General features: G+C 62.9%; 23 protein-coding genes. 7 read left to right on the top strand and 16 right to left on the bottom strand.

Annotated features, from left to right (window positions below):
* Nucleotides 1-2: 2 nt before the first annotated feature.
* Genes RHP72_RS02370 through RHP72_RS02360 form a run of 3 tightly spaced genes read right to left on the bottom strand, consistent with a single transcriptional unit; the run spans nt 3 to nt 2636 of the window.
* Nucleotides 3-1268, bottom strand: a complete 1266-nt coding sequence (locus RHP72_RS02370) for an aspartate kinase (protein ID WP_003943494.1) — start codon at nt 1266-1268, stop codon at nt 3-5.
* Between the two features lie 49 nt (nt 1269-1317).
* Nucleotides 1318-2271, bottom strand: coding sequence for a hypothetical protein (locus tag RHP72_RS02365; protein WP_209448284.1), 954 nt, complete (start codon nt 2269-2271; stop codon nt 1318-1320).
* Complete coding sequence (locus RHP72_RS02360) at nt 2271-2636, bottom strand: hypothetical protein (RefSeq protein ID WP_003943492.1); 366 nt, start codon at nt 2634-2636, stop codon at nt 2271-2273. The genes RHP72_RS02365 and RHP72_RS02360 overlap by 1 nt, the downstream gene beginning before the upstream one ends.
* A 270-nt stretch (nt 2637-2906) precedes the next feature.
* On the opposite strand from RHP72_RS02360, the gene leuA reads away from it, so the two are divergent.
* Together leuA and RHP72_RS02350 are read left to right on the top strand one after the other, a co-directional pair.
* Nucleotides 2907-4715: a 2-isopropylmalate synthase gene (leuA, locus tag RHP72_RS02355; protein WP_003943488.1), complete on the top strand. Its 1809-nt coding sequence runs from the start codon at nt 2907-2909 to the stop codon at nt 4713-4715.
* A 240-nt stretch (nt 4716-4955) separates the two neighbouring features.
* Nucleotides 4956-5333 carry an SHOCT domain-containing protein gene (locus RHP72_RS02350; RefSeq protein WP_003943489.1) on the top strand — a complete coding sequence of 126 codons (378 nt, stop codon included), beginning with the start codon at nt 4956-4958 and terminating at the stop codon, nt 5331-5333.
* 162 nt (nt 5334-5495) lie between these two features.
* Here the strand turns inward: RHP72_RS02350 and RHP72_RS02345 are convergent, their stop codons facing one another.
* Nucleotides 5496-6389, bottom strand: a complete 894-nt coding sequence (locus tag RHP72_RS02345; protein WP_003943476.1) for a LysR family transcriptional regulator — start codon at nt 6387-6389, stop codon at nt 5496-5498.
* Nucleotides 6390-6478: 89 nt separating this feature from the next.
* Here RHP72_RS02345 and RHP72_RS02340 point away from each other — a divergent pair, with 89 nt between their 5' ends.
* Genes RHP72_RS02340 through RHP72_RS02325 form a run of 4 tightly spaced genes read left to right on the top strand, consistent with a single transcriptional unit; the run spans nt 6479 to nt 11165 of the window.
* The gene (locus RHP72_RS02340; RefSeq protein WP_311094259.1) at nt 6479-7420 is read left to right on the top strand and encodes an EamA family transporter; all 942 of its coding nucleotides are present in this window, start codon (nt 6479-6481) and stop codon (nt 7418-7420) included.
* A gap of 25 nt (nt 7421-7445) precedes the next feature.
* Nucleotides 7446-8699: a MurT ligase domain-containing protein gene (locus tag RHP72_RS02335; RefSeq protein WP_064073531.1), complete on the top strand. Its 1254-nt coding sequence runs from the start codon at nt 7446-7448 to the stop codon at nt 8697-8699.
* Nucleotides 8692-9405: a type 1 glutamine amidotransferase gene (locus RHP72_RS02330; RefSeq protein WP_007731510.1), complete on the top strand. Its 714-nt coding sequence runs from the start codon at nt 8692-8694 to the stop codon at nt 9403-9405. Before RHP72_RS02335 ends, RHP72_RS02330 begins: the two co-directional genes overlap by 8 nt.
* Before the next feature lie 59 nt (nt 9406-9464).
* Entirely contained in the window at nt 9465-11165 is a 1701-nt protein-coding gene (locus RHP72_RS02325; RefSeq protein ID WP_311094258.1) for a VWA domain-containing protein, read from the top strand.
* Nucleotides 11166-11169: 4 nt separating this feature from the next.
* On the opposite strand, the gene RHP72_RS02320 is transcribed toward RHP72_RS02325, so the two are convergent.
* From RHP72_RS02320 to RHP72_RS02270, 11 genes are all read right to left on the bottom strand, one after another.
* Nucleotides 11170-12333, bottom strand: coding sequence for a low temperature requirement protein A (locus RHP72_RS02320; protein ID WP_030535704.1), 1164 nt, complete (start codon nt 12331-12333; stop codon nt 11170-11172).
* A gap of 66 nt (nt 12334-12399) precedes the next feature.
* Nucleotides 12400-13527 carry an acyl-CoA dehydrogenase family protein gene (locus RHP72_RS02315; protein ID WP_058227094.1) on the bottom strand — a complete coding sequence of 376 codons (1128 nt, stop codon included), beginning with the start codon at nt 13525-13527 and terminating at the stop codon, nt 12400-12402.
* A 1-nt stretch (nt 13528) separates the two neighbouring features.
* Nucleotides 13529-14734, bottom strand: a complete 1206-nt coding sequence (locus RHP72_RS02310) for an acyl-CoA dehydrogenase family protein (protein WP_260646296.1) — start codon at nt 14732-14734, stop codon at nt 13529-13531.
* Nucleotides 14735-14751: 17 nt separating this feature from the next.
* Nucleotides 14752-16962, bottom strand: a complete 2211-nt coding sequence (locus RHP72_RS02305; protein WP_311094257.1) for an acyl-CoA dehydrogenase — start codon at nt 16960-16962, stop codon at nt 14752-14754.
* Nucleotides 16963-16989: 27 nt separating this feature from the next.
* Nucleotides 16990-18120 (bottom strand): steroid 3-ketoacyl-CoA thiolase, encoded by a 1131-nt coding sequence (locus RHP72_RS02300; protein WP_050656971.1) that lies wholly within the window; start codon nt 18118-18120, stop codon nt 16990-16992.
* Nucleotides 18117-18971 carry an SDR family NAD(P)-dependent oxidoreductase gene (locus RHP72_RS02295; RefSeq protein ID WP_311094256.1) on the bottom strand — a complete coding sequence of 285 codons (855 nt, stop codon included), beginning with the start codon at nt 18969-18971 and terminating at the stop codon, nt 18117-18119. Before RHP72_RS02295 ends, RHP72_RS02300 begins: the two co-directional genes overlap by 4 nt.
* Before the next feature lies 1 nt (nt 18972).
* Nucleotides 18973-20181 carry a DegT/DnrJ/EryC1/StrS aminotransferase family protein gene (locus RHP72_RS02290; protein WP_218695391.1) on the bottom strand — a complete coding sequence of 403 codons (1209 nt, stop codon included), beginning with the start codon at nt 20179-20181 and terminating at the stop codon, nt 18973-18975.
* 32 nt (nt 20182-20213) lie between these two features.
* Nucleotides 20214-21395, bottom strand: coding sequence for a lipid-transfer protein (locus RHP72_RS02285; RefSeq protein ID WP_030535711.1), 1182 nt, complete (start codon nt 21393-21395; stop codon nt 20214-20216).
* Entirely contained in the window at nt 21392-21805 is a 414-nt protein-coding gene (locus RHP72_RS02280; RefSeq protein WP_311094255.1) for an acyl dehydratase, read from the bottom strand. The genes RHP72_RS02285 and RHP72_RS02280 overlap by 4 nt, the downstream gene beginning before the upstream one ends.
* The gene (locus tag RHP72_RS02275) at nt 21802-22230 is read right to left on the bottom strand and encodes an OB-fold domain-containing protein (protein WP_311094254.1); all 429 of its coding nucleotides are present in this window, start codon (nt 22228-22230) and stop codon (nt 21802-21804) included. Before RHP72_RS02275 ends, RHP72_RS02280 begins: the two co-directional genes overlap by 4 nt.
* Nucleotides 22227-22805, bottom strand: a complete 579-nt coding sequence (locus RHP72_RS02270; protein WP_214924896.1) for a MaoC family dehydratase N-terminal domain-containing protein — start codon at nt 22803-22805, stop codon at nt 22227-22229. Before RHP72_RS02270 ends, RHP72_RS02275 begins: the two co-directional genes overlap by 4 nt.
* A 65-nt stretch (nt 22806-22870) precedes the next feature.
* Between RHP72_RS02270 and RHP72_RS02265 the strand changes: the two genes are divergently transcribed.
* Complete coding sequence (locus RHP72_RS02265) at nt 22871-23584, top strand: TetR/AcrR family transcriptional regulator (RefSeq protein WP_175280092.1); 714 nt, start codon at nt 22871-22873, stop codon at nt 23582-23584.
* Here the strand turns inward: RHP72_RS02265 and RHP72_RS02260 are convergent.
* Nucleotides 23571-25043 (bottom strand): MFS transporter, encoded by a 1473-nt coding sequence (locus RHP72_RS02260; protein WP_054188607.1) that lies wholly within the window; start codon nt 25041-25043, stop codon nt 23571-23573. The genes RHP72_RS02265 and RHP72_RS02260 overlap by 14 nt on opposite strands.
* Nucleotides 25044-25082: the final 39 nt, after the last annotated feature.

Here is a 25082-nt window from a genome sequence, read left to right as displayed (position 1 = left end):
AATTACCGTCCCGTTCCAGCGTGTACTACTGCTTCTTCTTCGCCACCGAGCCCGAAAGCGTCGTGGATGACACGTACAGCGTCGTCCAATTCGGTGTCCTTGACCAGCACTGAGATGCGGATCTCAGAGGTCGAGATGAGGTCGATGTTGATGTCTGCCTTGGCCAGCGCCTCGCAGAACGTGGCGGTGACGCCCGGGTGGCTCCGCATTCCGGCGCCGACCAGGGAAACCTTGCCGATGTGGTCGTCGAACAAGATCTGCGTGAAGCCGATGTCTTCCTGACGCTTGGTCAGGATCTCGACGGCGCGGGGGCCGTCGGCCGTCGGAAGCGTGAAGGTGATGTCCGTCTTGTTGGTCTCCACCTTGGAGATGTTCTGCAGCACCATGTCGATGTTGATCTCGGCATCGGAGACTGCGCGGAACACCTTGGCAGCGTGTCCCGGTGTGTCCGGCAATCCGACAACGGTGATCTTGGCTTCGCCGCGATCGTGCGCGACTCCGGTGATCAGGGCCTCTTCCACAGGAATGTCCTCCATCGATCCGGACACGATTGTTCCGGGCTTGGTGGTGTATGACGAACGGACGTGCACAGGCACGTTGTAACGACGGGCGTACTCGACGCAGCGGAGCATGAGCACCTTCGCACCACACGCTGCGAGTTCGAGCATTTCCTCGAAGGAAACCGTCTCGAGGCGGTGAGCGTCGGGGACGATGCGCGGATCGGCGGAGAAAACGCCGTCGACGTCGGTGTAGATCTCGCAGACGTCAGCGTTGAGTGCAGCTGCCAACGCCACGGCAGTGGTGTCCGAGCCACCGCGTCCGAGCGTCGTGATGTCCTTGCTGTCCTGGCTGACGCCTTGGAATCCGGCGACCAGAACGATCGAGCCTTCGTCCAGCGCAGTGCGAACACGGCCCGGCGTGACGTCGATGATCTTGGCGTTTCCGTGGCTGCCGGTCGTGATGACTCCGGCTTGTGAGCCCGAGAACGAACGAGCTTCGGCGCCGAGGGAGTGAATTGCCATCGCTACCAAGGAGTTGGAGATGCGCTCACCCGAGGTCAGCAGCATGTCCATTTCACGGGCCGGCGGGGAAGGGCACACCTGCTGAGCCAGATCGAGCAGCTCATCGGTGGTATCGCCCATCGCTGACACCACGACGACGACATCATTGCCGGCCTTCTTGGTCTCGACGATCCGTTCAGCGACTCGTCGGATGCGCTCGGCGGTTGCCACCGAGGATCCGCCGTACTTCTGGACGACGAGAGCCACGCGTTTCTACCTCCAGGTCGAAATTGTTTACAGATACCAGAGGTCGAGCTTACCGAGGTGGTCCTGGGACTTCCCGATGCGTACTGCTGTTCGCCTCAGATCCGCGCGGGATCAGTTGCGAGATCCGCGCTCGCATCAACGTCGCAGAACGCGAGCCACCGGCAACGTAACCGACCACCGTGACGGCAACTCCGCAGGCGAGAAGCACGCGGATACTGCTGACCAGCGAAACTGCCAGCGCGTCGTACACCGCGACTGCCGCCTCAGATGACGGTATGTCTGAATTCTGTAAATAGACTCGCCGCACGACGGCCAGCGCCACCAACAGGGCGATCATCGCCACCGCCGTCGCCAGCCCGACCAGGGACAGTGCGCGCATTCTCCTCGGCGCAACTGCGACGGCCGCGATCGCACAGGCCAGCGACACCCACGGCAGCCAGGCCGCTGCCCGGTCGAGAGTGTTCGAGAGGTCCTGGGCCCGCACCAGCTCGTCGGATTGCAGGATCTCGAACTGCGGATCGAACGTCGGAAGACGATCGACGACGGTGAATCCGCGATCGCGGAGGTTCGTCCGCAGTTCTGTCATGATCGGCTCGAGGGACAAGGTGACTGTTCCGCTGTCGTCGGACCGAACGATGCCGTCGGTGGCTCTGCCGGTCACCATCGCAGCAAGTTGCGCGTGCGCCTGACGGTTGGCCGCGGTCCAGAGCGTCGCGAACTGGTCGCTGGAGACCAACGACTGAGCCGCCTCCCGAACAAGTTTCTCGGCTTGTCTCGTCACCACCTGCGGAAACCGGTCCAACCGCTGCGTCAGTTCCTCGGTCAGCCGATCAACGACAGCCGCTTGGACAGCAGGTTCGGAAGCCAACGGGGCAACCGTCTCGACGTAACTGTCGGTGTCGTTCACCTGGGTGTGGACGAACAGCGCGAGCACCGAGCCGGCAGCACCGAGACCAGCGAGAACGATCAGCAGTGAACAGACGATCCAGCGGATCGAGCGCATCACGTGTGCTTGGCGCGCGCCGGTCGAATCTTCGCGGTGATGTGGTGAATGCGGTGATCGTCAGCGGGTATCCGGAAGGTCTCGGTAACCCGAACGGTCATCAGGTTCCGCCCGAACAACCCGGCGTCGAGGAGGTAGTCAGCCGTCAGGTCGTCCCCGTCGACCGTCCACTCCACCTCACGAATGTCGCGGATCACGCGATACTGAGGACCTCCGGAAAGGCTGCGCCGCAAATGATTCCCCGAAAATCCGGTCTTGAGCCCGACCTCGTGGCGTACCGCGTCCGGAGCCAGCGGTACGGAACTGCCATCGTGACTGCGGAGCGCGTCGAGGTACGTGCTCGCCACGGCGATTCGGGGATCCATGGACGACAGTCCACCATTTTCGGGGCCGAAACGGCAGCACAATTCGGCGACAAATTGGACATGAGGGCGAACCCCACCGATTTCTCGCGAAATCCAGGAGTAGAGTGCTGTGCATGCAGCGCGCACTCCTTCTTGGTTGCCGCGACGGGGTCTGATCCAGACTGGCCTCCCGCCGCGGGGTTTTTGTGCGCCGGTCGACCAAGCCTTCCGGACTCATGGTCTTGACCAACAGGTCAACAGGCCGGGTCCACAATCCTGGAGATCACACCCATGTCCCCCGCTGACGCATTCACCACCGGCACTCGCACCATCACCCCGCCCACGAAGCCGGCACCGTCCGACCAGCCTGCGTGGAACACGCAGAAGAACTCGTCGATGCCGACGTTCCGCTACCGCCCGTTCGCCGAAGAGGTCGAGACGGTCACGCTGCCCGACCGCACCTGGCCGGACAAGATCATCGACCGAGCACCCCAGTGGTGTGCCGTTGACCTGCGCGACGGCAACCAGGCGCTGATCGATCCGATGAGCCCGGCGCGCAAGCGTCGTATGTTCGATCTCCTGGTTCGTATGGGCTACAAGGAGATCGAGGTCGGCTTCCCGTCCGCGAGCCAGACGGACTTCGATTTCGTTCGCGAGATCATCGAGGACGGCGCCATCCCGTCCGACGTCACCATCCAGGTGCTGACGCAGTCGCGTCCCGAGCTGATCAAGCGCACGTTCGAGGCCTGTGAAGGTGCCGAGAACGCGATCGTGCACTTCTACAACTCCACCTCGATTCTGCAGCGCCGCGTCGTGTTCCGCGCCGACAAGGACACGATCAAGAAGATCGCCACCGACGCCGCCGAACTGGTCCTCGCCGAGTCGAAGAAGTACCCGGACACGAACTGGCGCTGGGAATACTCGCCCGAGTCCTACACCGGCACCGAGCTCGAGTACGCCAAGGAAGTATGTGACGCCGTCACCGAAACCCTGGGTGCGACGCCGGCCAACCCGGTCATCCTGAACCTGCCCGCCACCGTCGAGATGGCTACACCCAACGTGTATGCCGACTCCATCGAGTGGATGCACCGCAACCTGGCCCGCCGCGATTCGGTCATCCTGTCGCTGCACCCCCACAACGACCGCGGCACGGGTGTCGCTGCAGCCGAGCTGGGCTACCAGGCCGGCGCGGACCGCATCGAAGGCTGCCTGTTCGGCAACGGTGAGCGCACCGGCAACGTCTGCCTGGTCACTCTCGCTCTGAACATGTTCACGCGCGGCGTCGATCCGCAGATCGATTTCTCGAACATCGACGAGATCCGTCGCACGGTCGAGTACTGCAACCAGCTGCCCGTCCACGAGCGTCATCCGTACGGCGGCGACCTGGTCTACACCGCGTTCTCCGGCAGCCACCAGGACGCGATCAACAAGGGCCTCGACGCCATGAAGGTCGACGCCGACAGCCAGAACTCCGACGTCGACGACATTCTCTGGCAGGTCCCCTACCTGCCGATCGACCCGAAGGACGTCGGCCGCAGCTACGAGGCCGTCATCCGTGTGAACTCGCAGTCCGGCAAGGGCGGCGTCGCATACATCATGAAGGCCGATCACGGTCTGGTGCTGCCGCGTCGTCTGCAGGTCGAGTTCTCGCAGTCGGTCCAGAAGATCACCGACGGCGAGGGCGGCGAGGTCTCGCCGAAGGAAATGTGGGATGTCTTCCACGAGGAGTACCTCGCTCCCATCACCCCGCTCGAGCGCATGAAGCAGAAGGTCACCGCGTCCGAGGAGGACGGCGGCACCGATGCGATCACCGCGATCGTCAAGGTGAACGGCAAGGAGCAGGAGATCTCGGGAACCGGCAACGGCCCGCTCGCTGCCTTCGTCGACGCGCTGGGAAGCATCAACTTCGACGTTCGTGTCCTCGACTACTCCGAGCACGCGATGTCCGCCGGTGACGACGCCCAGGCCGCGGCCTACGTCGAGTGCGCCGTGACGGGCCCGGAGGGTCAGAGCACCGTCGTCTGGGGTGTGGGTATCGCCACGTCGATCACGACGGCCTCGCTGCGCGCTGTGGTCTCGGCAGTGAACCGCGCCAGCTGACACTCAGCTCCTGACTCGTGAACAATCCCTGGTCTCACCCGATTTTCGGGTGGGGCCAGGGTCGTTTTCAGAGCACTGAAGATTTTCGGTCGATGTTTTCGATTCGGCATGACATTGGTCCCGAAAGAGTCGGTTAGCGAAGTTAACAAAAAGAATTCACCCATCGAGGATGATGCAGACGCCACGTGCGCGTGAGATAGTCAGCTCAGACAAATCCGACTTGTGAAATGGAGCTCGACAATGGATTCCTTTTGGGACTTCCTCTGGCTGATCATCATCAGCTTCGCGTTCATCGCGTACTTGATCCTGCTCTTCTCGATCATCACCGACCTGTTCCGCGATCACAAGACCTCCGGCTGGGTGAAGGCAATCTGGATCGTCTTCCTGTTCTTCATTCCGCTGCTCACCTCGCTCGTCTACCTGATCGTTCGCAGTGACGGAATGGCACAGCGGTCCCTCGAGGCTGCGCAGCAGGTCAAGAACGCACAGGACAGCTACATCCGTGAGGTTGCCGGAAAGTCCCCGGCCGAATCCATCGCAGATGCAAAGGCACTTCTCGACGCCGGCACCATCAGTGAAGAAGAATTCGCAGCACTGAAGGCCAAGGCTCTCGCCTGATACCGGCCCTCACTAAGCGACCCTCACTAAACCGTGAGGATTGCACTACCGAAACGGGAGCGACACTAATCGTGTCGCTCCCGTTTTGTGTTCATTCACCAACAGCTGCTCATTCACCGACAGCCGTTCATTCACCAACGGCCCTTCATTCACCGACAGCCTTCATTCACCGACAGCACGCGCGACGTCACGAAAGGCGTCGAGCACGACTCCGATAGCCGGACTGCGGTTGGCGTGTAACCGAGTTGCCAATTCATAAACTCGTGCAGCGCGCACTCCCGCCACCGGTTTCCTCGAAACTCCGGGATGCGTGATCGCGTATCGCGGCATCAAAGCCACGCCGTGGCCCGCCGCCACCAGTTCTTCGATGACGCGGAAATCGTTTATCCGATGAGCGACGCGAGGCTGGACGCCGGTTACCGACGCAACCGACAGCAGAACGTCGTCGACCGGAAACCCGCCGCGCACGCTTATCCAGTTCTCGTCGGCCAATTGTTCCAGCCGGACCGAATCCTGCTCGGCGAGTGGATGATCAGGCCGCAGCACCAGATCGATCGGTTCACGCATCAGCGGTTGCACGCTGACCCGGGGAAACGACGTCTCGGCTCCGCGTTCGTCACGGTGAGTGAGGATCACATCGTGATCGGCCAACAGCCCAGGGACGGCCGACGCCGGTTTGTCGACGTCGTAGGCGTCGATGTCCACGTCCGAGTTCTTCAGCGCCGTCAGGACACCGGGCAGCAGGAGCGCCGCGCCGGAGGGAAAGAACGCGACTCGCACCTTCCCCCGCGGCGAGCCTCGGTACGACGCCATCTCGTCCGCCGCCCGGTCTAGCGCCGCCACCACGTCGTCGGCGCGAAGCACCAGCGCTCGACCCGCGTCGGTGAGGCGCAGCGTGCGCCCGTCCGGTTCGAGGAGCGAGACCCCCGCTTCTCGTCCGAGGATCTTGAGTTGTTGCGAGACGGCGGACGGCGTCATCGAGAGGGCGAGAGCAGTAGCGCCGACGGTTCCTCGGTCGGCGAGCTCGCGGAGGATTCGCAAGCGCGTGGCATCCATACGGTGACGAATATCCATGTAGCAAAACTACATGGATAGTGCATCTATATTCGCTTGTTCTGATGCTTCGTAAGGCTCACGATTAACGCATGACTCCCCGCGACCGTCTCCTCGGCCTGACCGTGATCGTCTTGTGGGGTCTGAACTTCCTGGCCATTCGCGTCGGCCTGGATCATTTCCCGCCGTTCTTCTTCGCAGCGCTGCGGTTTCTGATCATCGCGATTCCGGTGGTCATCTTCGTGCCGCGTCCACAGGTGCCGCTCCGCTGGCTGCTGCTCTACGGATTCGGTTTCGGATTCGGCCAGTTCGTCTTCCTCTTCTGGGCGATGCATTCGGGGATGCCGACGGGCCTTGCATCACTTGTCCTGCAGTCGTCAGCACCGTTCACCGTCCTACTCGGCGCTTTCCTGCTCCGCGAGAAGCTCAGCGTCTGGCAAGTCTCCGGTATCGCCGTCGCCGTTGGCGGGATGTCCTTGATCGGCTGGGACCGCTCGCACCACGCGGCACTGTTGCCCGTCATCCTCACGCTCCTCGGCGGCCTGTCCTGGGCGTTCGGCAATCTCAGCAGCCGCTTGGCCGCGGCGAACACCGTCGGCGAGCCTGCACCGATGCGCTTGATGTTGTGGATGTGTGTCATCCCGCCGTTGCCGATGCTCGCACTGTCAGCCGTGGTCGAGGGCCCCACAGTCGGCTGGCACGCACTCGGCACCGCATTCAGCGCCGACGCCTGGCCGTCGCTGGTCGGGCTGGCCTACATCATTCTGCTCGGCACCATCGCCGGATCCGGGCTCTGGACGATGCTCATGGGCCGCTATCCCGCCGGCATGGTGGCGCCGCTCTCCTTGCTGGTGCCAGTCGTGGGAATCGGCGCGTCCTGGCTGTTCCTGCACGAGGATCCGAGCCTGTTGTCACTGGTCGGGGCGGTCATCGTGATCGCCGGAGCGAGCGCCGCACAGATGAGACGTAAGCCCGCGAACACTGTTTTCTCGGACACACCTGCAGCCTCACCACCGGCGCGACTCGGCGTCTGACGACGCCCTGTGCCAAACTCGGGCCGTGGGAACTGGACTATCGATCACAGCGCGCGGAAAGCTCGCCATGCGAGCTGCCGCAGCAGCATCTTGGGCATCGCAGAAGGCCGGTCGCGGCAAGGGTTCGATGATCGGCGGGCTGATCGCCCTCAAGATCGACCCGACGCTCATGACTCAGCTCGGACGCGGCAAGCGCACCGTCGTGGTCACCGGCACCAACGGCAAGTCGACGACCACGCGTATGACCGCCGCAGCGCTCGCGACACTCGGTAACGTCGCCACGCAGGCCGACGGCGCCAACATGGATGCCGGGATCGTGGCCGCCCTGGCCGCGCGTACCGATGCGACGCTGGCGGCACTCGAGGTCGACGAACTGCACGTCCCCCACGTAGCCGACGCCGTGAACCCGGAAGTGATCGTGCTGCTGAATCTCAGCCGCGATCAGCTCGACCGGGTCGGCGAGATCAACATGATCGAACGGAAACTGCGCGCGTGCGTCAACGCGCATCCGAATGCGGTGATCGTCGCCAACTGCGACGACGTACTGGTCACCTCCGTGGCATACGACGCCACCAACGTCGTGTGGGTTGCTGCCGGCGGCGGTTGGGCCGGCGATTCCGTCAGCTGCCCGCGCACCGGCGAACCCATCGTGTGGGAGGGAAAGCACTGGCGCAGTACCGGTTCCGACTTCGCGCGGCCCGAGCCGACCTGGTGGCTCGACGACGACAATCTCTACGGCCCCGACGGCCTGAAGATTCCGATGACGTTGACCCTCCCCGGAAAAGCCAACCGCGGCAACGCAGCTCAGGCCGTAGCGGCTGCAGCGGCTTTGGGTGCAGATCCGGTCGGGGCAGTTGCCGCCGCATCGACGGTTCAAGAAGTCGCAGGTCGATACAGCACCGTCGAGGTCGGACCGCACTCCGTTCACATGCTGCTCGCGAAGAATCCCGCCGGCTGGCAGGAAGCGTTGTCGATGATCGATCCCACGGTGGACGGTCTGGTCATCGCGGTGAACGGTCAGGTGCCGGACGGCGAGGACCTCTCCTGGCTGTGGGACGTGAAGTTCGAGCACTTCGAAGGTGTCAAGGTAGTGGCCGCCGGTGAACGCGGAACAGATCTGGCAGTTCGCCTCACGTACGCGGGCGTCGAGCACACTCTCGACCCGGACCCGTTGCGCGCCATCGCTTCCTGCCCTCCCGGACGTGTGGAGGTACTGGCGAACTACACGGCCTTCCGTGACCTCAACACTGCCATCGCGAAGGAGTCTCGCAATGTCTGACTCGACAGTTCGCATCGGTCTGGTACTCCCCGACGTCATGGGCACCTACGGCGACGGCGGCAATGCCCTGATCCTGCGTCAGCGTCTGCGGATGCGCGGCTACGACGCCGAAATCGTGGACATCACCCTCAGCGATCCGGTCCCCGATTCGCTCGACGTGTACACGTTGGGTGGCGCCGAGGATTCCGCTCAGCGCCTCGCAACGCGTCACCTCGCGAAATACCCTGGTCTGCAACGCGCCGCAGAGCGTGGCGCACCGGTTCTGGCGATCTGCGCTGCCATTCAGGTGCTCGGCAACTGGTACGAAACCTCCAGCGGCGAACGCGTCGACGGTGTCTCGATGCTCGACGTCACGACCTCGCCGCAGGAGAAGCGTTCCATCGGCGAAGTCATCACGAAGCCGCTGATCGACGGACTCACCGCGCCCCTCTCAGGTTTCGAGAATCACCGCGGCGGAACAACTCTGGGTAGCTCAGCCTCTGGATTCGCACGTGTCACCCATGGTGTCGGAAACGGCGTCGGCGACGGATTCGAAGGCGTCGTGCAGGGTTCGGTGATCGGGACGTACATGCACGGACCCGCTTTGGCTCGCAACCCCGAACTCGCGGACCTCCTGCTCATGCGCGCCTTGGGTGTGAACGAGCTTGAACCCCTGCATCTGCCCGAGGTCGACAAGCTCCGCAAGGAGCGACTCGCGATTCGCTGAGCCAGTGTCGTCCGTTCGGACGACTGTTGACCGACCACGTCAGCTCGTAGCCTCGTTCCATGCGTCTTCGTGTGGCGATCTGTATTGCGGCGACTGCGATCATTGCCGTCGGGTGTTCGACGCAGGGCAGTGGCGGGCCCAAAGAAGCAGGCGGGACCCAGCAGGTAAGTGTCACTGCTGATCCGGCTTCAGAAGCGAGCGCAACGGCGCCTACCGTCATCGTGCTGGACGCCTCGGGGTCGATGAAGCAGGACGACGCTCCCGGTCCTCGAATCGATGCCGCCAAGAACGCGATTCACACTCTCGTCAGTGGCCTCCCAGACGATGCTGCGCTCGGTCTGATCGCGTACGGCACCGCCACGGGTAGCAGCGACGCCGAGAAGTTCGCGGGTTGCCGCGACATCAAGACCGTCGTGCCACTCGGACCACTCGATCGAAATGCATTCGCAGCGGGAATCGACGGGCTGTCCGCGTCGGGATACACGCCGATCATGGCTGCGCTTCAACAAGCCGCCGCCGCACTCCCCGCCGATGGTGAGCGCACGATCATCCTCGTCTCCGACGGGGAGGACACCTGCTCGACCGAACCTCCGTGTGAGTCCACCCAAGCGATGCCCCACGATCCTGACCTGACCATCCACACCATCGGATTCAAGCTCGACGCCGCTGCGTCCGCCCAGCTGAAGTGCATCGCCGACGCAACCGGGGGCATGGCGATCGACGCTGCCAACGCGGCGCAACTCACCGCACGGCTGGCGGTTGCCTCGGATCCCGAATCCGCACGGGAGCGACTCTCCACCAGCGGCTTCCGCAACCTTCGGATCGGCATGACGGAGGAGGAAACGCGGAAAGCCGCCGGCGATCTTGGGCCGGTATCGAAGACCGGAACAGTGGTCGTCCAGTGGCAGGACTGCGAATTGACCTTCACCGACGGCGTTCTCGTCGAAATCGCGCCCCGGACCGGCGCTGCCACACTGGACGGACTGACCGTCGGCCAGAAGATGCAGCGTGCCGCCGAACTTTACGGTCCCTTCACTGCCACAACCAATTCCGACGGGGAATCGGTCGCAGTCTTTCCGGCCGACACCGAAGCGGGAACCGGCTATCGCATCACCTTCACACCCGAAGGCAAGAAGGCGGATGAGGGAACGATCACCCGCATAGTCCTCTGCCGATGCTTGCCTACGACTGCGGGATCATCGGCAGGCGGTACCCCGACCGAGATCGTGAATCTTGTTGCCGTCGACGGTTCCGGCAAACCCAAATCCGGTTGGAGCGTCCAAACGCCGGCCATGAAGATCAGCGAGTGCTACGCAGCATCACAGTCGGCTGTCACGCCGGGAGTCATCACCTGCGGAATCACCGCTGACGGCGCGGACGCGTGTTGGGTCGGCCCGGAGCCCGATTCGATTCTCTGCCTGCAATTTCCCTGGGGAACAGAACTGATCACCGCTCGAGGCGTGGACGGCGTCGAGGCCTATCCGCCGCCCGCCGACCCGACTCCCTTCGGGCTCGAACTCGAGAACGGCCTCCTCTGCCGCGTCCGGCACGGCGGTTCGTGGCCCTCTCCCGAATCGAACCCAAGCCTGGCGGGCGCCTACTCCTGCCGAGGGCAAGGGACGGATACCCCCATCGTGTGGTCCGAAAGCAGCTATCCGATAGATCGTTCCGAAGATCGGTGGACCGTGCTGGTCGGACCGTCGAAGGGACCGTTGAAAACCGTCGCCGTCACCAAGGCGATATTCCTTGCCGCCGAATGAGCGCTCAGACGGTTTCGGATTTGCCCTCGGTCAGAATCAGTTCCACGGCCAACAGCGCGGCGCAGGCCAGTCCCGCGACCAGTTCGGGCACCGCGGTGTAGGTACCACCGAGCACGACGACTATCGCGACCGAGAACGGCACGAGGGTGCGTACCGAGGAGTCGTGTAGTCGAATGTGGATGAACCACAAGGCGGCAAGGATGACCGCGACCGGAACGGTGACGGCAGCACCCGTCACCAACGCGCTGCCGTCACCGTGATGAGTCCAGAAGTCGACGCGCGAGGCCAACCCCGCACCGATGGCGGCAGCGGCGGCGAAGATGAAGTAGTGACCGAACCCCCAGACGAAGGGTGAGACGTTGTCACCGCCGATCACTTCGCCTGCATTGCGTTGGAAGTACAACCACCACAGGCTGAAGACAATCAGAATGCCGCCGATCACGACGTAGGTGACCTGCGCTGCCGGATGCTCACCGTCCACGGCGTCCTGAATCGCGATGGTGGTCGAAAGGATCGTCTCGCCCAGAACGATGATGAAGAACAACGAGTACCGCTCCGCGATGTGATGCGGGTGCCACGGCGTCATGCCCGGCTTCTCCGACCAGATCGGTACCGCGAATTCGCACAGAACCAACACCAGGAACGTCGGGACGTAAACGGCGGACGGCACGAAGTAGAAACCGATCCAACCGATCTGGACCAACACGATTCCGAGAGCGTATCGACGCGCCGTGAGCGCATGCTCGGGGTCGTTCCGCGAGACCCTGAGCCATTGGATGACCAGGGCTATTCGCATGATGACGTAGCCGACGATGATCAGCAGGGCGTCGTCGTTGAAGAAGCGGACGATGCCGGCTGCAAGGACCAGCGATCCGAGGATCTGGAATATGGTCAGCAGCCGGGCGATTCCGTCGTCGTTGTCGTACGCCGAGGTGAACCACGTGAAATTCAGCCACGTCCACCAGATCGCGAAAAACGCCATCGCGAAGTGCCCGACGCCCGAAGCCACGTGCCCTTCGCTGATCGCGTGGTGCAGGCCGGTGGCCGCTTGAGCGACCGCCACGACGAAGCAGAGGTCGGTGAGCAGTTCGAGCGGCGTCGCCACCCGGTGCGGCTCGTGCGGGTCCCGCGGAACCAACGGCCTGATGAACGAACTGGTGCGATTCACGAAGGGCAGAGTAGCGCGATGATTGCCGACGCGCTGCCCGTGACTGGAACCTGTCGTCTCAGATATTCACGCCGACGCCCCGATCTGGGCTCGGATCTCCAACTGATCGGCGAGTTCGGCGCCTATCGCCCCCGCGCTCCCCAAAGTGAAGGCGATCTGCCGTCCCCACAGGAAATAGCGGTGAATCGGATAGTCGACATCCGCGCCGATTCCGCCGTGCATGTGCTGGGTCGCGTGCACCACGCGCAAACCGCCGCGCGACGCCCACCATTTGGCGACCAGCGCCGCTGCTTCCGCTTCACTCTCGACTCCGCTGTCCATCAGCCAGGCAGCGCGGTGGGTGGTCAATCTTGTGCTCTCGGTGTCGAGGTACGCGTCGGCGGCCCGGACGGCAACTGCCTGGTTGGTCGAGAGTGGACGACCGAATTGCACTCGCTCGGAGGTGTATTTCGCCGTCATCGCCAGCGCTTCCTCGCAGACGCCGGTAGCCAGGGCCGCCAGAGCGACCCGCGCACGTCGTAACGTCCAGTCTCGAACCACCGCGCCGTCCGCGGGAAGTGCGTCAGCTGCAGTAACCGCAACCCCGTCGAACTGCACAGCGCTGTTGCTCTCGCGGTTCGTCACCGCAAGCGGTGTACGCACCAGCGCGTCCCGGTCCGTCGGCACGATCATCACGGTGACACTGCCGTCCGGCATCGTCACCGGAACCACCAGTGCGGCAGCGAACTCGGCGGCCGGTACGGAGTCGACGTGGCCCGACAGAACCCAGCCGTCAGGAGCCGGCTCGGCGCGAACTGCCGTCTCGGCGTTGTAGCCGGTGTCGAAGGCGCCGGTGACGATCACCGAGCCGTCGAGCAGTCCCGGAAGCCACGACGCTTTCTGCTCCGTACTGCCGAACTCGGCAATCGGCAGCGCTGCCGTCGAAATCACCGACCAGAGCGGCACCTGGGCGACCCGGCGGCCTTGTTGTTCGAGCACCGCTGCCAGGCCTAGCATTCCGAGTCCCGCTCCCCCGACTTCCTCTGGCAGAGGAATTCCCAGAACGTCGGAGTCGGCGAGGAGCTTCCACAGTTCGGCGTCGAAACCGCCGGCGCCCTCCACTTCCCGCAGGCGGTCCACTCCGGACTTCGCCGAGAAGATCGATTCACTCAGATCCCGCACGGCGGACAAGTTGTCGTCGAATTCGAATTCCATGTCAGCTCTTTTCGTTCTGTGCAGCGGGCCGGCGACGCGCAGCAAGCGCCATGCCCAGACATTTTGCGGCGACAATTTCACGCATCACTTCGTTGGTACCACCGCCGAAGGTGTTGTTCTGGGCGCGTCGACCCAGGTTCTCGACCCGCCCTTCCAGTACCGCTCCGGGTGCGCCGGGGCGCAGTAAGCCCTTGGCGCCCAGCACTTCCTGCAGCATGCCGTACGCACTGACGACGGCTTCGGTACCGAAAATCTTGGCCGCGGCCGAATCCCCGCCGCCCAAGGTGTTGGCGGCGACGTCCGCCACCAGTCGCAGGTTCATCAGGTCGGCAGCACTGAGCAGCGCGTAGACTTCCGCCAATTTCTCACGTACCCAGCCGATGTCGTAGACGTGGCCGTCACCGGCGGGTTCCGTCTTTGCCCACTCGACCACCTCGGCGAAGAGTTCGTTGGCGATGCCACCGCGTGCGGCCAGGGCAACACGTTCGTGGTTGAGCTGGTTGGTGATGAGCTTCCACCCTTGATTGAGCTCACCGACGACATTGGTGATCGGTACCCGAACATCTTCGTAATAGGTTGCCGAAGTGCTGATTCCACCCACGGTGTGAATTTCGGTTACCGAGAAACCCGGCGAGCTGGTCGGCACCAGGACCACGGAAATACCCTGATGCGTCGGCGCGTCAGGATCAGTACGAACGGCAAGCCAGACCCAGTCGGCAAACACACCGGCACTGGTGAAGATCTTGTTGCCGTTGATGACAAGCTCGTCACCCTCGATGCGGGCGCGTGTTTCGAGTGCCGCGAGGTCGGTGCCCGCATTGGGTTCGGTGTAGCCGATGGCAAAGATCAACTCGCCCGCCAGGATCGGACGCAGGAAGAAGTCCTTCTGAGCTTGCGTCCCGTGCTTGATCAGAGCGGGTCCGACGGTGTTCAGCGTGACCAGCGACAGCGGCGCATTGGCGCGAATCACCTCGTCGTAGAACACGTACAGAGCTTCGGGGTTCTCGCCCCGACCGCCGAATTCCTCCGGCCACCCCAAGCCCAGCCAACCGTCTTTACCCATCCGGCGCAGGATGCGATCGAAGACGGGGCCGCCTTCGGTCTGATCCACGAGAGCACGGCGGTCTTCGTCGTTGATGATCTCCGCGAAGTACGCCCGCAATTCCTTGCGCAGAGTCTTCGACTCCTCCGACAAATCCAAGTACATGGTGAAACTCCTAAGATCTACGAACGCGGCAGGCCGAGTACGCGCTGCGCGATGACGTTGAGTTGAATTTCGACGGTTCCGCCGCCGAACAGAATCGAGGGAAGTCCGATGTGGTCTATCGCGTAATTCGCCGACGGGTCGACAACGGCGGCACGAGGTCCGAGCAGTCGCAACAGATCCCGCGAGCCCTCACGCTGCGCCAGGGCGTTGTACACCTTCGACACGCTGATCTCGGCGCCCGGTTCCTGACCCGCCAGTCGCGCCGACACCCCGCGTAGATTCATCGCGGACAGTGCCAACTCACGAGAGATACTGCGGCCGAGGCCCTCCACTGCGTCTTCGCGAGAGCAGTCGTGGCTCGCGTCGGCGATAACCTGACGGAACAGCCGACTCGAACCGTGGTGCAGCGTGCTGCCCATACTCAGGCGTTCGTTGGACAGCGTTGTCGCAGCAAGCTTCCACCCTTGCCCCGGCTCCGCCACCAGGCAGTCGTCCGGGACGAAGACGTCGTCGAGGAATACCTCGTTGAACTCCGACTTACCGGTGGCTTGTTTCAGCGGACGTACGTCGATACCTTTCGAGGTCATGTCGACCAGGAAGTACGACAGCCCACGATGTTTCGGAGCGTCGGCGTCGGAACGCGCCAGGCATACTCCCCAATCGGCCTCGTGCGCGCCCGAGTTCCACACTTTCTGACCCGACAGGACCCAGCCACCGTCGACCTTGCGCGCTTTCGTGCTCAGACCGGCCAGGTCTGATCCCGCGCCCGGCTCACTGAACAGCTGGCACCAGATGATGTCGGCGCGCAGCGAAGGCTCGACGAACCTGTCCTGCTGCTCGGCGTTGCCGTGTTCGAGAATCGTGGGCAGCACCCATTCCCCGATCACCGTGGACGGTTGAGCCCAACCTCGCATCGCGAATTCGTGTGCGATGACGGCCTGTTCTCTCGGTCCTGCTCCCAGCCCGTACGGCGCCCGATAGTGCGGGGCTACCAGTTTGGCGTCGGCAAATCGGGCGCGTCGAGCGCTCCCCTTGGCCGGCGCCCAACTGGCGCTGGTGGTTCCGTCGTCGGGCAGCAGCGCAACCTCGTCCAGAACCCTGCGAACCTGCTCTCGTAGTTCAGGCAGCATGTCCGGGTCTACAAAGGAGAAATCCCGTTCCGAATCGGCGGACCGGTCTCCCAACGTGTGTGCCCACTTCACCTCGGAACCCGCCACCGCAGCGATACTGATTGCCCGGCGCCAGTACAGATGCGCGTCATGTTCCCAGGTGAATCCGATTCCGCCGAGCAACGTGACACATTCGAGGGCGTTCTCGATGCCGACCGGCAAAGCGGCCAACGCAGCTTGAGCCGAGACAAGTCTGTGCTGATCCTCGCCGTGCTCTTCGGACCGAGCCGCGTCCCACGCTGCGGCACAGGCAATCTCGGAGCGGACCAGCATCATGGCCGCCTTGTGCTGAACTGCCTGGAAGCTTCCGACCGGACGGCCGAACTGCTGCCGGGACTTCACGTAGTCGACCGCGGTGCGTAGCGCCCACCCGGCGATACCGCTCGCCTCCGCAGCCAACACCGTGTTGACGATCAGTTCGACTCGGTGCGCCTGGAGACCCTCGACGATCAGCCCAGCGTCGACCTTGTGGTCGGTCAACGTCAGTGTCCCGATCGAGCGTGTCAGATCCACTCCGTCTTCGACCTCCACCGCAGCGGAAGACGACTGCTCGAGCCGGAACCACAACTCGCCGTCGTCGCTGTTCGCTTGCACGAGAACGACATCGGCTCCGGGCAGACCTAGAGCCGGGTCGGCAGAACCGCTCACGGTCCACCCTGCATCGCTGCGAGCCGCGCGCAATCCCACGCCGGTGCAGACTGCTCCGGTTGCACCGGCAGCCAATTCGGTCAGCATTGATTCCGCAGCCGGGCCGGCAGCTTTTGCGAGGATCCCACTGGCAATGACCGTCGGAACGTACGGTCCCGGGTAAAGCGCATCACCCAATTGCTCGACTACCACCGCCAGTTCGGCAAGACCTGCCCCGTCACCGCCGTACTGCTCCGGCAGGTGCACTGCGTGCAGTCCCTGACGGACCAATCCATCCCACGAGTCCGGCCGATCACCGGCGGCGTACCGCTTGACGTTGCTGCGCGTATCGGCGATTCCACCGAAGCGGTTCGCGAATGCGGCTACCGCTTCCGCCAGGTCACGGTGATCTTCGAGCAGGGGCAGTGCCATGGCAGGTTCCTCAATCTTCGGTTCTTGTCAGATGCGTTCGAGAATCAGGCAGGTGGTTGCGGCGGACGCGCAGATCGCGATCAGCGCGATGGACTTGTCCCGGCGCTCCAGTTCGTCGATGGCATTGGCCAACAGTCTGATTCCGGTTGCACCGGCCGGGTGGCCCAGTGCGATCGCACCACCGTTGACGTTCAGCAATTCGGGATCGACGCCGTGAACCTGCGCGAACGACATCGGTACCGAAGCAAATGCCTCGTTGACCTCGAACAGGTCGATGTCGTCGATCGTCAGACCGGTGCGTCCGAGCACGATGTTTGCCGCGTCCACGGGGCCGTCGAGCATGAACTCGATGTCTCCGCCGATGACGCACTGCGCCAATATCTTTGCCCGCGGCCGCACGCCGAGCATCCTGGCTCGATCCTCGGACATCAGTAGAGCGGCACTCGCACCGTCCGAGACCTGCGAAGACGTTCCAGCGGTGTGCAATCCGCCCTCTTGAACGGTCCGCAGTTTCGCGAGTCCTTCGAGACTCGATTCGCGCAGACCCTGATCCCGATGGACCGGAGCGTCAGAGCCCGGAGCGACCACATCGATGATGTGCGAGTCGAAGCGTCCTGCCTCCCATGCTGCTGCGGCTCGCTGCTGCGAGCGCAGCCCGAAGGAGTCGAGATCCTCGCGGCTGAAACCGCGCTTGACAGCAATCCGATCGGCCGCGGTGTACTGATCGACGGTATCGAGTGACCACGACTCCGGACGTGGTGTTCCGAGGCCGGTACCCACCTTGTACGTCAACGGAGCGCGGGACATCAGTTCCACACCGCATGCCACACCCACGTCGACTGCACCGATGGCAATCTGCCCGGCAATCAACTGCACCGATTGCTGCGCGGTTCCGCACTGCGCGTCGATCGTGGTGCAGCCCGCTTTCAACGGAAGGCCCGCATGCATCCAGGACGTACGCACGATGTTTCCGAACTGCTCACCGAGAGGCGTCACACAGCCGCCGATGACCTGGTCGACCGCGCCAGGATCCACGCCCACCCGATCCAGCACGCCTTTCTGCGCATAACCCAACAGTTCCGCCGCGTGGACTCCGGACAGCCAACCCTCACGCTTGCCGAACGGCGTTCGTGCTGCGTCCACGATGACGGGCTTCATGCCAACTCCTCGGTTCGTAATGCTGGGTTCTCCGGTAATGCTGCGCCGTCCAGACCACGCACGGTCAGGGACCACTCGTCGATCAGGTCCAAGCTGACGCTCGAGCGCGCGGTGAACTCGGTGTCGCAATCACACAGCGCTGTGACCGCTTCCACCATTTCTTCCATAGATTCGACCTGATCCGGCCGGATAGTCTCACCGACCAGGACTCTGGCGCCCTCACTGAGCACCGCTGCCCGCGGTTGAACCGTGTTGACGCGAACCCCCTGGCCGTAGAGTTCCACGCCCATGCCGTTGCTCATCCTGTTGAGCGCTGCTTTGGAGGCGCCGTACACGGTCATGGCAGTTCCCGGTTCGACCCACGTGAACGGCGGGCCATGCCACGGTTTGACGGTGCCACTGGACACGTTCACGATCCAGCCGTGTCCGTTTGCCACCATCCCCGGCACCACGGCTTGCATCAGATCGAGCGGTGCATGGACATTTGCCTCGAACATCAACCGTCGCCGCCGCAGTGGGTAATCCGAGAGCGGCTGATAGATCGCCGCTGCCGCGTTGTTCACCAGGATGTCGATCGTCCCGCCAAGCTTCTCGATCGCCAGCGGCACAACGGTGTCGCGCTGCTGCTCGTCCGTCAGATCTGCGACAAGTATCTCGACTTTGTTTCCGTACTTGGCAATTCGAGCAGCAGTCTCTTCGAGACTGCCCGGCAGGGTTGCATGCGTGCCGAGCGTCCGGGCCACGAGAGCGACGTCAGCGCCTTCCGCTGCCAGCCTCTCTGCGACGCCTGCACCGATTCCGCGGCTGGAACCGGTGACAAGCGCTCGGCGTCCTTCGAAGCGCCTCGTCATGCTATTTGAACTTCGAGGCGAAGCGATTGATGCTCTCCGCAATCCGGGCAACTTCGTCGTCACGCAGGCCGTGGCTCATGCCGAGTGTCATTCCTCGGGCGAAAACCGCGTCGGCTTCCGGCAATCCTTCGGCCGGCTGACGGAACTCGATGTTGTTCATCATCGGATGACGAGTGACGTTGCCGCTCCACACAGTTCGTGTGTCGATACCGTCGGCCTCGATGGCTTCCTGCAGGTCGCTGCGCGTGAAGGGGGCGTTCTCGTTGATCATCACCGGGTAACACAGCCACGCCGTGTCGAGACCGTCGAGTTCTACCGGCGTCGTGAAGAATTCAGGATGGGCGCCGTATGCCGCCGTGAAGGCCGCAAATGTGGCCTTACGCGTCTTGTAGTTCTGTTCCAGCTTGTCGAGCTGCACGACGCCGTAAGCTGCGCCGAGTTCGGAGGGCTCGAAGTTCCACGACATGAGCTCGAAGATGAAGTCGTTGTCGTAGTCGACGCCGTCGAGTTCTTCACGGAAGACTCGGCCGGACTTGGTACTGCCGAACAGGTTCGGCTCGCTACGACGGCCCCAGCGGCGAAGCAGCAAAGCCTTGTCACGGCTGGCTTCGTCGTCGACGCACACCATTCCACCGGTTCCCGCGCACGTGATGATGTGTGCCATCGAGAAACTGGTGACGACGATGTCCGCCCGAGACCCGGTGGGAGTACCGCGGAGCGTGGCGCCGATCGCGTCACACGAATCCTCGATCACCTTGAGTCCATGGCGATCAGCGATATCACGGATGACGTCCCAGTCTGGGCAGTTGCCGGCCAGGTTCGGCATCAGGATGGCACCGGTCTTCGCGGTGACCATGGCTTCGATCTTGGTGACGTCGACGTTGAACGTGTTGGGTTCCACGTCCACGAACACCGGCACCAGACCGGCACGCACGATCGGTGCGATGTCGGTGGAGAACGTCAACGGCGACGTGATGATCTCACTGCCGGCAGGCAGTCCGAGCAGCTCGACTGCCAAGTACAAACCCGAGGATCCCGAGTTGCACATGACACCGAACTTCTTGCCGGCCAAGGCCGCGATACGTTCTTCCATCTCGAAGACGTTCTTGCCGATGCGCAATCCTTGATGCCCGCTGCGCAAGACGTCGACAACAGCCTGTATTTCTTCCTCGCCGTGGGTGGCCCTGGCGTAGGTGATCCGCTCGCTCATCTTGTTCCTGCTTTCTCGAATAGGCGGCAGATTCAGCGATCTGCCGAGAGGACGAGCGCACTGTGCGGGACGGGAGAGCCGCCGGTCACGAGCACGTTGTCCAGAGTTTTGGTCGGTTGATTGGTGGAGGTGCCGCGGATCAGGCGAACACCTTCGGCAATACCGTTGACGCCGTGGATGTATCCCTCACCGAGTTGACCGCCGTGGGTGTTGATCGGCAGGCGACCGTCCAGCTCGAGATTGCCGTCGGCGATGAAGTCTTTTGCCTCGCCCCGACCGCAGAATCCGTACTCCTCGAGTTGAAGCAGAACCATCGGGGTGAAAGCGTCGTAGAGAATTGCGGCATCGATGTCGTCCGGCCCGATACCGGCCTGGTCCCACAGTTGGCGCGCCACGAGTTCGACTTCCGGCATGCTGTCGATGTCGTCGCGGTAGTAGCTGCTCATCGAAATCTGTTGCGGACCTACACCTTGCGCAGCGCCACTGATGACCGCAGGTTTGTGCGGCAGGTCGCGGGCGCGCTCCGCACTGACGATGACCAGCGCCTGTCCGCCGTCACTTTCCTGGCAGCAGTCGAGCAGGCGGATGGGATCGGCGATCATGCGTGAGTTCTGATGGTCCTCGATAGTGATCGGGCGTTCGTAGAACCAGGCCTTGGGGTTGTTCGCCGCATGCTTGCGTGAGAGGACCGAGATCTGGCCGAAGTCGGCGCTTGTTGCCCCGTACTTGTGCATGTACAGCTTGGCGAGGAAGGCTTCCTGCTGCGCCGGGGTCAGAAGCCCGTACGGGTTGATCCAGTTCCGATACTCCTGGTCCGTCGACGCGTTGTACGCAAAAGGTGGCGGGCCGGCGCCGAATCGGTGACCTGATCTTTCGTTGAAGGCACGGTAGACGACCACAACGTCGGCAACTCCGCTGGAGACGGCAAGCGCTGCTTGTTGAACCGGTGCGCAGGCACCGCCGCCGCCGTGTGGAATTCGGCTGAAGAACGTCAATTCCGGGATCCCGAGGGCGCGTGCGACCGCAATCTCGGGATTGTTCTCCATGGTGAACAGCGCAAATCCGTTCACCTCTTCTGCCTCGATGTGAGCGTCGTCGAGTGCGGCGATCACGGATTCGCACGCCAACTGCCATTCGCTACGGCCGGAGTTCTTGGAGAACTCGGTTGCGCCGATTCCGGCGATGGCTGCTTGCCTCGAAAATCCTCGTGTCATGCGATTACCCTTTCCACCGGTTCGAGAGTCACGTCGGCCGTCACGTGTGTTCCACGGGCGTTTTTCCCGAGAACCGTCACGGTGAGCGCCCGGCCGTCTGTGGCGGTGACCTCGCCGGTGAATGTCATGGTGTCTCCGGGATAGTTCGGAACACCAAGCCGTAGTGATGTTTTGACGATCCGTGATGCCGGGCCGGACCAGTCGGTGATATAGCGGTCGATGAGCCCGTTGGTGGTGTTGATGCTCATGAAGATGTCGGGAGTTCCGCGATCCTGGGCCTTGCCCGGATCGTGATGCACGTCCTCGAAATCCTGAGAAGAGATCGCAGTGGCGACGATCAGCGTTCGATCCAACGGCAATTCGAGGCTGGGGAGGACCGAACCCATCTCGCAGTCAATCAGTTTCGTCATTGCACCGAACCCCGTCGCCTCAGTTGCGGCAGCATCTCGCCGTGAGCGTGCTCGGAGAAGGTCACTTCGAGTTCCAAGCCGAAGTCGAGTTCCTCGTGATCGATCCCCGCGATGTCGGCAACCAGACGCGTGCCTTCTTCGAGATCGACGAGTCCGACGGCGAGTGGGTACTCGAAAGCAGGATCCTTCGGGTGATGGATGACCGTGAAGCTGTGCAACGTGCATCGCCGCGTGGATTCGACTGTGTCCCAACTGAACGAGCGGCATTCCGGGCAGGCGGGCGCTGGCGGGTGGCGCAGAGTCTTGCAATCCGCACACCGTTGGATCTCGAGGCGACCCTCTTTGGCCGCGGAGAAGAAGAAATCGTTGTCGTCGGTGACGGTGAGTCTCGGCACCGCGGTGTGGCGGGAGCCAGTCTCGCTCATGCGATTACCTCCTGGGCTTCGGGCTTGGTATCTGTCTGGGCATCTGGTTTGAATCTGAGCAGTCGAAAGCGCTCTTCGACCAGCGTCTTTCCGTCCTGGTCCACGTACTTCTTGAACAGAGTGATGAAGCACCCGTGACCGAGAGCCGTCTGTTTGAACGGCGAGATCGCTTCGATGGTGAAATGCGCGGTGACGTGGTCACCGGGGCTCAGCTCCGCGCAATACTCCTGCTCGACGTTGGTCGCGACAACGGAGGTGTATCCGGCCTCGTCCAACAGCGCCAGCAGTCGTGAATAGGCGAAGTCCTCGGAGACTCCGTCGGCACGAAGTTGCTGGACCTGCCTATAACGTCGGTAACCCGCCATCACCCAGGTCGAGATCATGGCGGGCGGACAGACGACGTCTCGACGACCGGTACTGCGAGCGGCTTCGGCGTCGACGTAGATCGGGTTGCGGTCGTCGTGCGCCTCGACCCAGTTGCGGATCATCGCCTCGTTGACGGCGTAGCGGGCGACGCGGGGTGGTTCGGCCTCTGCGCCGATGAAATTCGGAAACTGCGTCTGCAGGCTCTGCACTGAAATCCTCCGTGAACGAAAGTTGAGCAAGCGCTTGATTTTGAAGCTAGCATAGGAATCCGGAAGTGGAAACACGCGATCTCACCGACGAATTGGTTCGAGCCGGAGCTATCGGGCAGGATTGCGCTACGTTCGACGCCGGCAGCCCGGCACCCCCGAAACCCTGCCCTGAGCAGGACCGACAACCAGTGGAGATTTCAGTGGCATCACCAGATCGTCGGGAGAAGATCCTGGAGAGCTCAGCCGAGCTGTTTGCCAGGAAGGGTGTCGCCACCACGACCGTTCGCGAGATCGGCGACGCCGCCGGTGTGTTCTCGGGCAGCCTCTACCACTACTTCAAGTCGAAGAATGCGATAGTTGCCGAGCTCATGCGCGGCTTCATCACCGACATTCAGCTCCGCTTCGATCAGGTGGAGAAGACGGCAAACGACCCCGAGGAAGTCCTGCGCGGCTTGATCCGCGAGACGCTGGTCGTCATCGAACTACACCCGCACCCGACGGCGATCTACCAGAACGATCGGGCTTATCTTCGCGACAACGATCTCCTGCAATCCGTCGACGGGCCTTCCCGCCAAGTCCGCGAGCATTGGATGAAAGCGATTGCCGAAGGCGTCGATCAGGGAATCTTCCGCAAAGACGTGGCACCGGAAATTTTCTATCGATCGGTACGAGACACCTTGTGGTCGACAACGCATTGGCCGGATCGCCAGAAGTACACCACCGACGAGTTCGCGGATCTGATGATCACGCTCTTCCTCTCGGGATTCAGGGTCGCCTGACCAGATCCGGCAAATCCAGATGTTTCGGGGTTCGTCCCTGCGGCAACAGGATCGACACCGCGAACACGACCACCGCGCAGCCCGCGCACACCAGGTAGGCGACGGAGAATCCGGTCCACGACGTGGAATGTTCCGAACCGCTGATCACGAATGCAGCGAGAATGGTTGCCACCGTCGCACTGCAGATCGTGCTTCCGGACGTCCGCAGAAGTGAGTTCACCCCGTTGGCGGCCGCCAGTCGCTGACGAGGTACGGCAACCAGAATCAGCAGCGAGAGCGTGCTGTACACGATGGCAGTCCCGACCGCTGTGATACCCAGTGCTGCAACCACCCCCCACAGTGGCTTACCGGCAACGGCGTGAATCCCGTACCCGCCGGCGAGGAACACGGCGCCGGTCAACATCGCGGTCCGTGAACCGAAGCGGTCGGTGATACGCACCGCAACCGGTGAGAACAGCACCATCGCGATACTCGCCGGAATCTGGCAGAGCGCTGCCGCGATGATCGACAGGCCGTACCCGGCACCCGGCCCCTTCATCCCCTGCAGCAGTTGTGTCGTGATCAGCGTGTTCCCGAAAAACGCGAACCCGACCAGCAGAGCCGCCAGATGCGGGATCAACACCGCACGTTTCACGAGAGCACGGACGTCGACCAGCGGATTGACGTTGCGCCGCTGTTGAATTACCCAGAGCGCGAACAGCACCGCCGACGCGGCCAGCATGGAGATCACCGCTCCACTGGTCCACCCCCAACTCGACCCCTGAGTGATCGGCACAAGCAGAGCAATCATCGCGGCGCTCAGACCAACCGCCCCGACGCCGTCGAATCTTCCCGACGGATTCGGCTCGGACTCTCGAATGAACAGCACCGCAGCAAGAGTCACGGACAGCCCGATGGCGGTGGTTACCCAGAACAGGACGTGCCAATTCGAGTACTGCGCGATCATCGCGGAAAACGGTATGCCCAAAGCGGTTCCGACGCCGAGCGTCGAACTCATCATGGCCACTGCGCCGTTGACCTTGTTGCGTGGCAATTCGTCACGGAGCATGGAAATTCCGATGGGGATGACCGCCGACCCGGCCCCCTGCAACGCTCTCGCGAAGATGAGTACAGCGATGTCCGACGACAGCGCACACAACATCGAGCCGAGGGTCATCATCGAGAAAGCAACCAGAAGCATCTTCTTCTTGCCGAACATGTCGGCGAGTCGACCGAAGATGGGAGTGACGACAGCGCCGACCAGCAGCGTGACGGTCACCAGCCAGGACACGGCCGTGCGTCCAGCGCCGGTGAAGTGCGGCAACTCCGGCAGCAGTGGAACGATGACCGTCTGCAGAACAGCCTGGAACACTGCGGCGGCGACAACGATGGGGAACAGGAAGCGGGAGCGCGGCTGCGCGAGTCCCGCATCGGAGGTGGTGACTGCAGGCGTGCCCGGCGGACGGTCGAGCGTCGTCACCCCACACCGCCTGTTCTCACTAGGTAAATATCCGTTCAC

Source organism: Rhodococcus sp. SG20037 (assembly GCF_031763325.1).
Taxonomy (GTDB): Bacteria; Actinomycetota; Actinomycetes; order Mycobacteriales; family Mycobacteriaceae; genus Rhodococcus_F; species Rhodococcus_F qingshengii.
This window is presented reverse-complemented; position numbering and strand designations above follow the sequence as displayed.

What these genes read in the sequence shown, in the direction of transcription:
- RHP72_RS02365 (WP_209448284.1), bottom strand. Translation starts at nt 2,271, where the DNA reads ATGCGCTCGATCCGCTGGATCGTCTGTTCACTGCTGATCGTTCTCGCT.
- RHP72_RS02360 (WP_003943492.1), bottom strand. Translation starts at nt 2,636, where the DNA reads ATGGATCCCCGAATCGCCGTGGCGAGCACGTACCTCGACGCGCTCCGC.
- leuA (WP_003943488.1), top strand. Translation starts at nt 2,907, where the DNA reads ATGTCCCCCGCTGACGCATTCACCACCGGCACTCGCACCATCACCCCG.
- RHP72_RS02350 (WP_003943489.1), top strand. Translation starts at nt 4,956, where the DNA reads ATGGATTCCTTTTGGGACTTCCTCTGGCTGATCATCATCAGCTTCGCG.
- RHP72_RS02345 (WP_003943476.1), bottom strand. Translation starts at nt 6,389, where the DNA reads ATGGATGCCACGCGCTTGCGAATCCTCCGCGAGCTCGCCGACCGAGGA.
- RHP72_RS02340 (WP_311094259.1), top strand. Translation starts at nt 6,479, where the DNA reads ATGACTCCCCGCGACCGTCTCCTCGGCCTGACCGTGATCGTCTTGTGG.
- RHP72_RS02330 (WP_007731510.1), top strand. Translation starts at nt 8,692, where the DNA reads ATGTCTGACTCGACAGTTCGCATCGGTCTGGTACTCCCCGACGTCATG.
- RHP72_RS02325 (WP_311094258.1), top strand. Translation starts at nt 9,465, where the DNA reads ATGCGTCTTCGTGTGGCGATCTGTATTGCGGCGACTGCGATCATTGCC.
- RHP72_RS02315 (WP_058227094.1), bottom strand. Translation starts at nt 13,527, where the DNA reads ATGGAATTCGAATTCGACGACAACTTGTCCGCCGTGCGGGATCTGAGT.
- RHP72_RS02310 (WP_260646296.1), bottom strand. Translation starts at nt 14,734, where the DNA reads ATGTACTTGGATTTGTCGGAGGAGTCGAAGACTCTGCGCAAGGAATTG.
- RHP72_RS02305 (WP_311094257.1), bottom strand. Translation starts at nt 16,962, where the DNA reads ATGGCACTGCCCCTGCTCGAAGATCACCGTGACCTGGCGGAAGCGGTA.
- RHP72_RS02300 (WP_050656971.1), bottom strand. Translation starts at nt 18,120, where the DNA reads ATGAAGCCCGTCATCGTGGACGCAGCACGAACGCCGTTCGGCAAGCGT.
- RHP72_RS02295 (WP_311094256.1), bottom strand. Translation starts at nt 18,971, where the DNA reads ATGACGAGGCGCTTCGAAGGACGCCGAGCGCTTGTCACCGGTTCCAGC.
- RHP72_RS02290 (WP_218695391.1), bottom strand. Translation starts at nt 20,181, where the DNA reads ATGAGCGAGCGGATCACCTACGCCAGGGCCACCCACGGCGAGGAAGAA.
- RHP72_RS02285 (WP_030535711.1), bottom strand. Translation starts at nt 21,395, where the DNA reads ATGACACGAGGATTTTCGAGGCAAGCAGCCATCGCCGGAATCGGCGCA.
- RHP72_RS02280 (WP_311094255.1), bottom strand. Translation starts at nt 21,805, where the DNA reads ATGACGAAACTGATTGACTGCGAGATGGGTTCGGTCCTCCCCAGCCTC.
- RHP72_RS02275 (WP_311094254.1), bottom strand. Translation starts at nt 22,230, where the DNA reads ATGAGCGAGACTGGCTCCCGCCACACCGCGGTGCCGAGACTCACCGTC.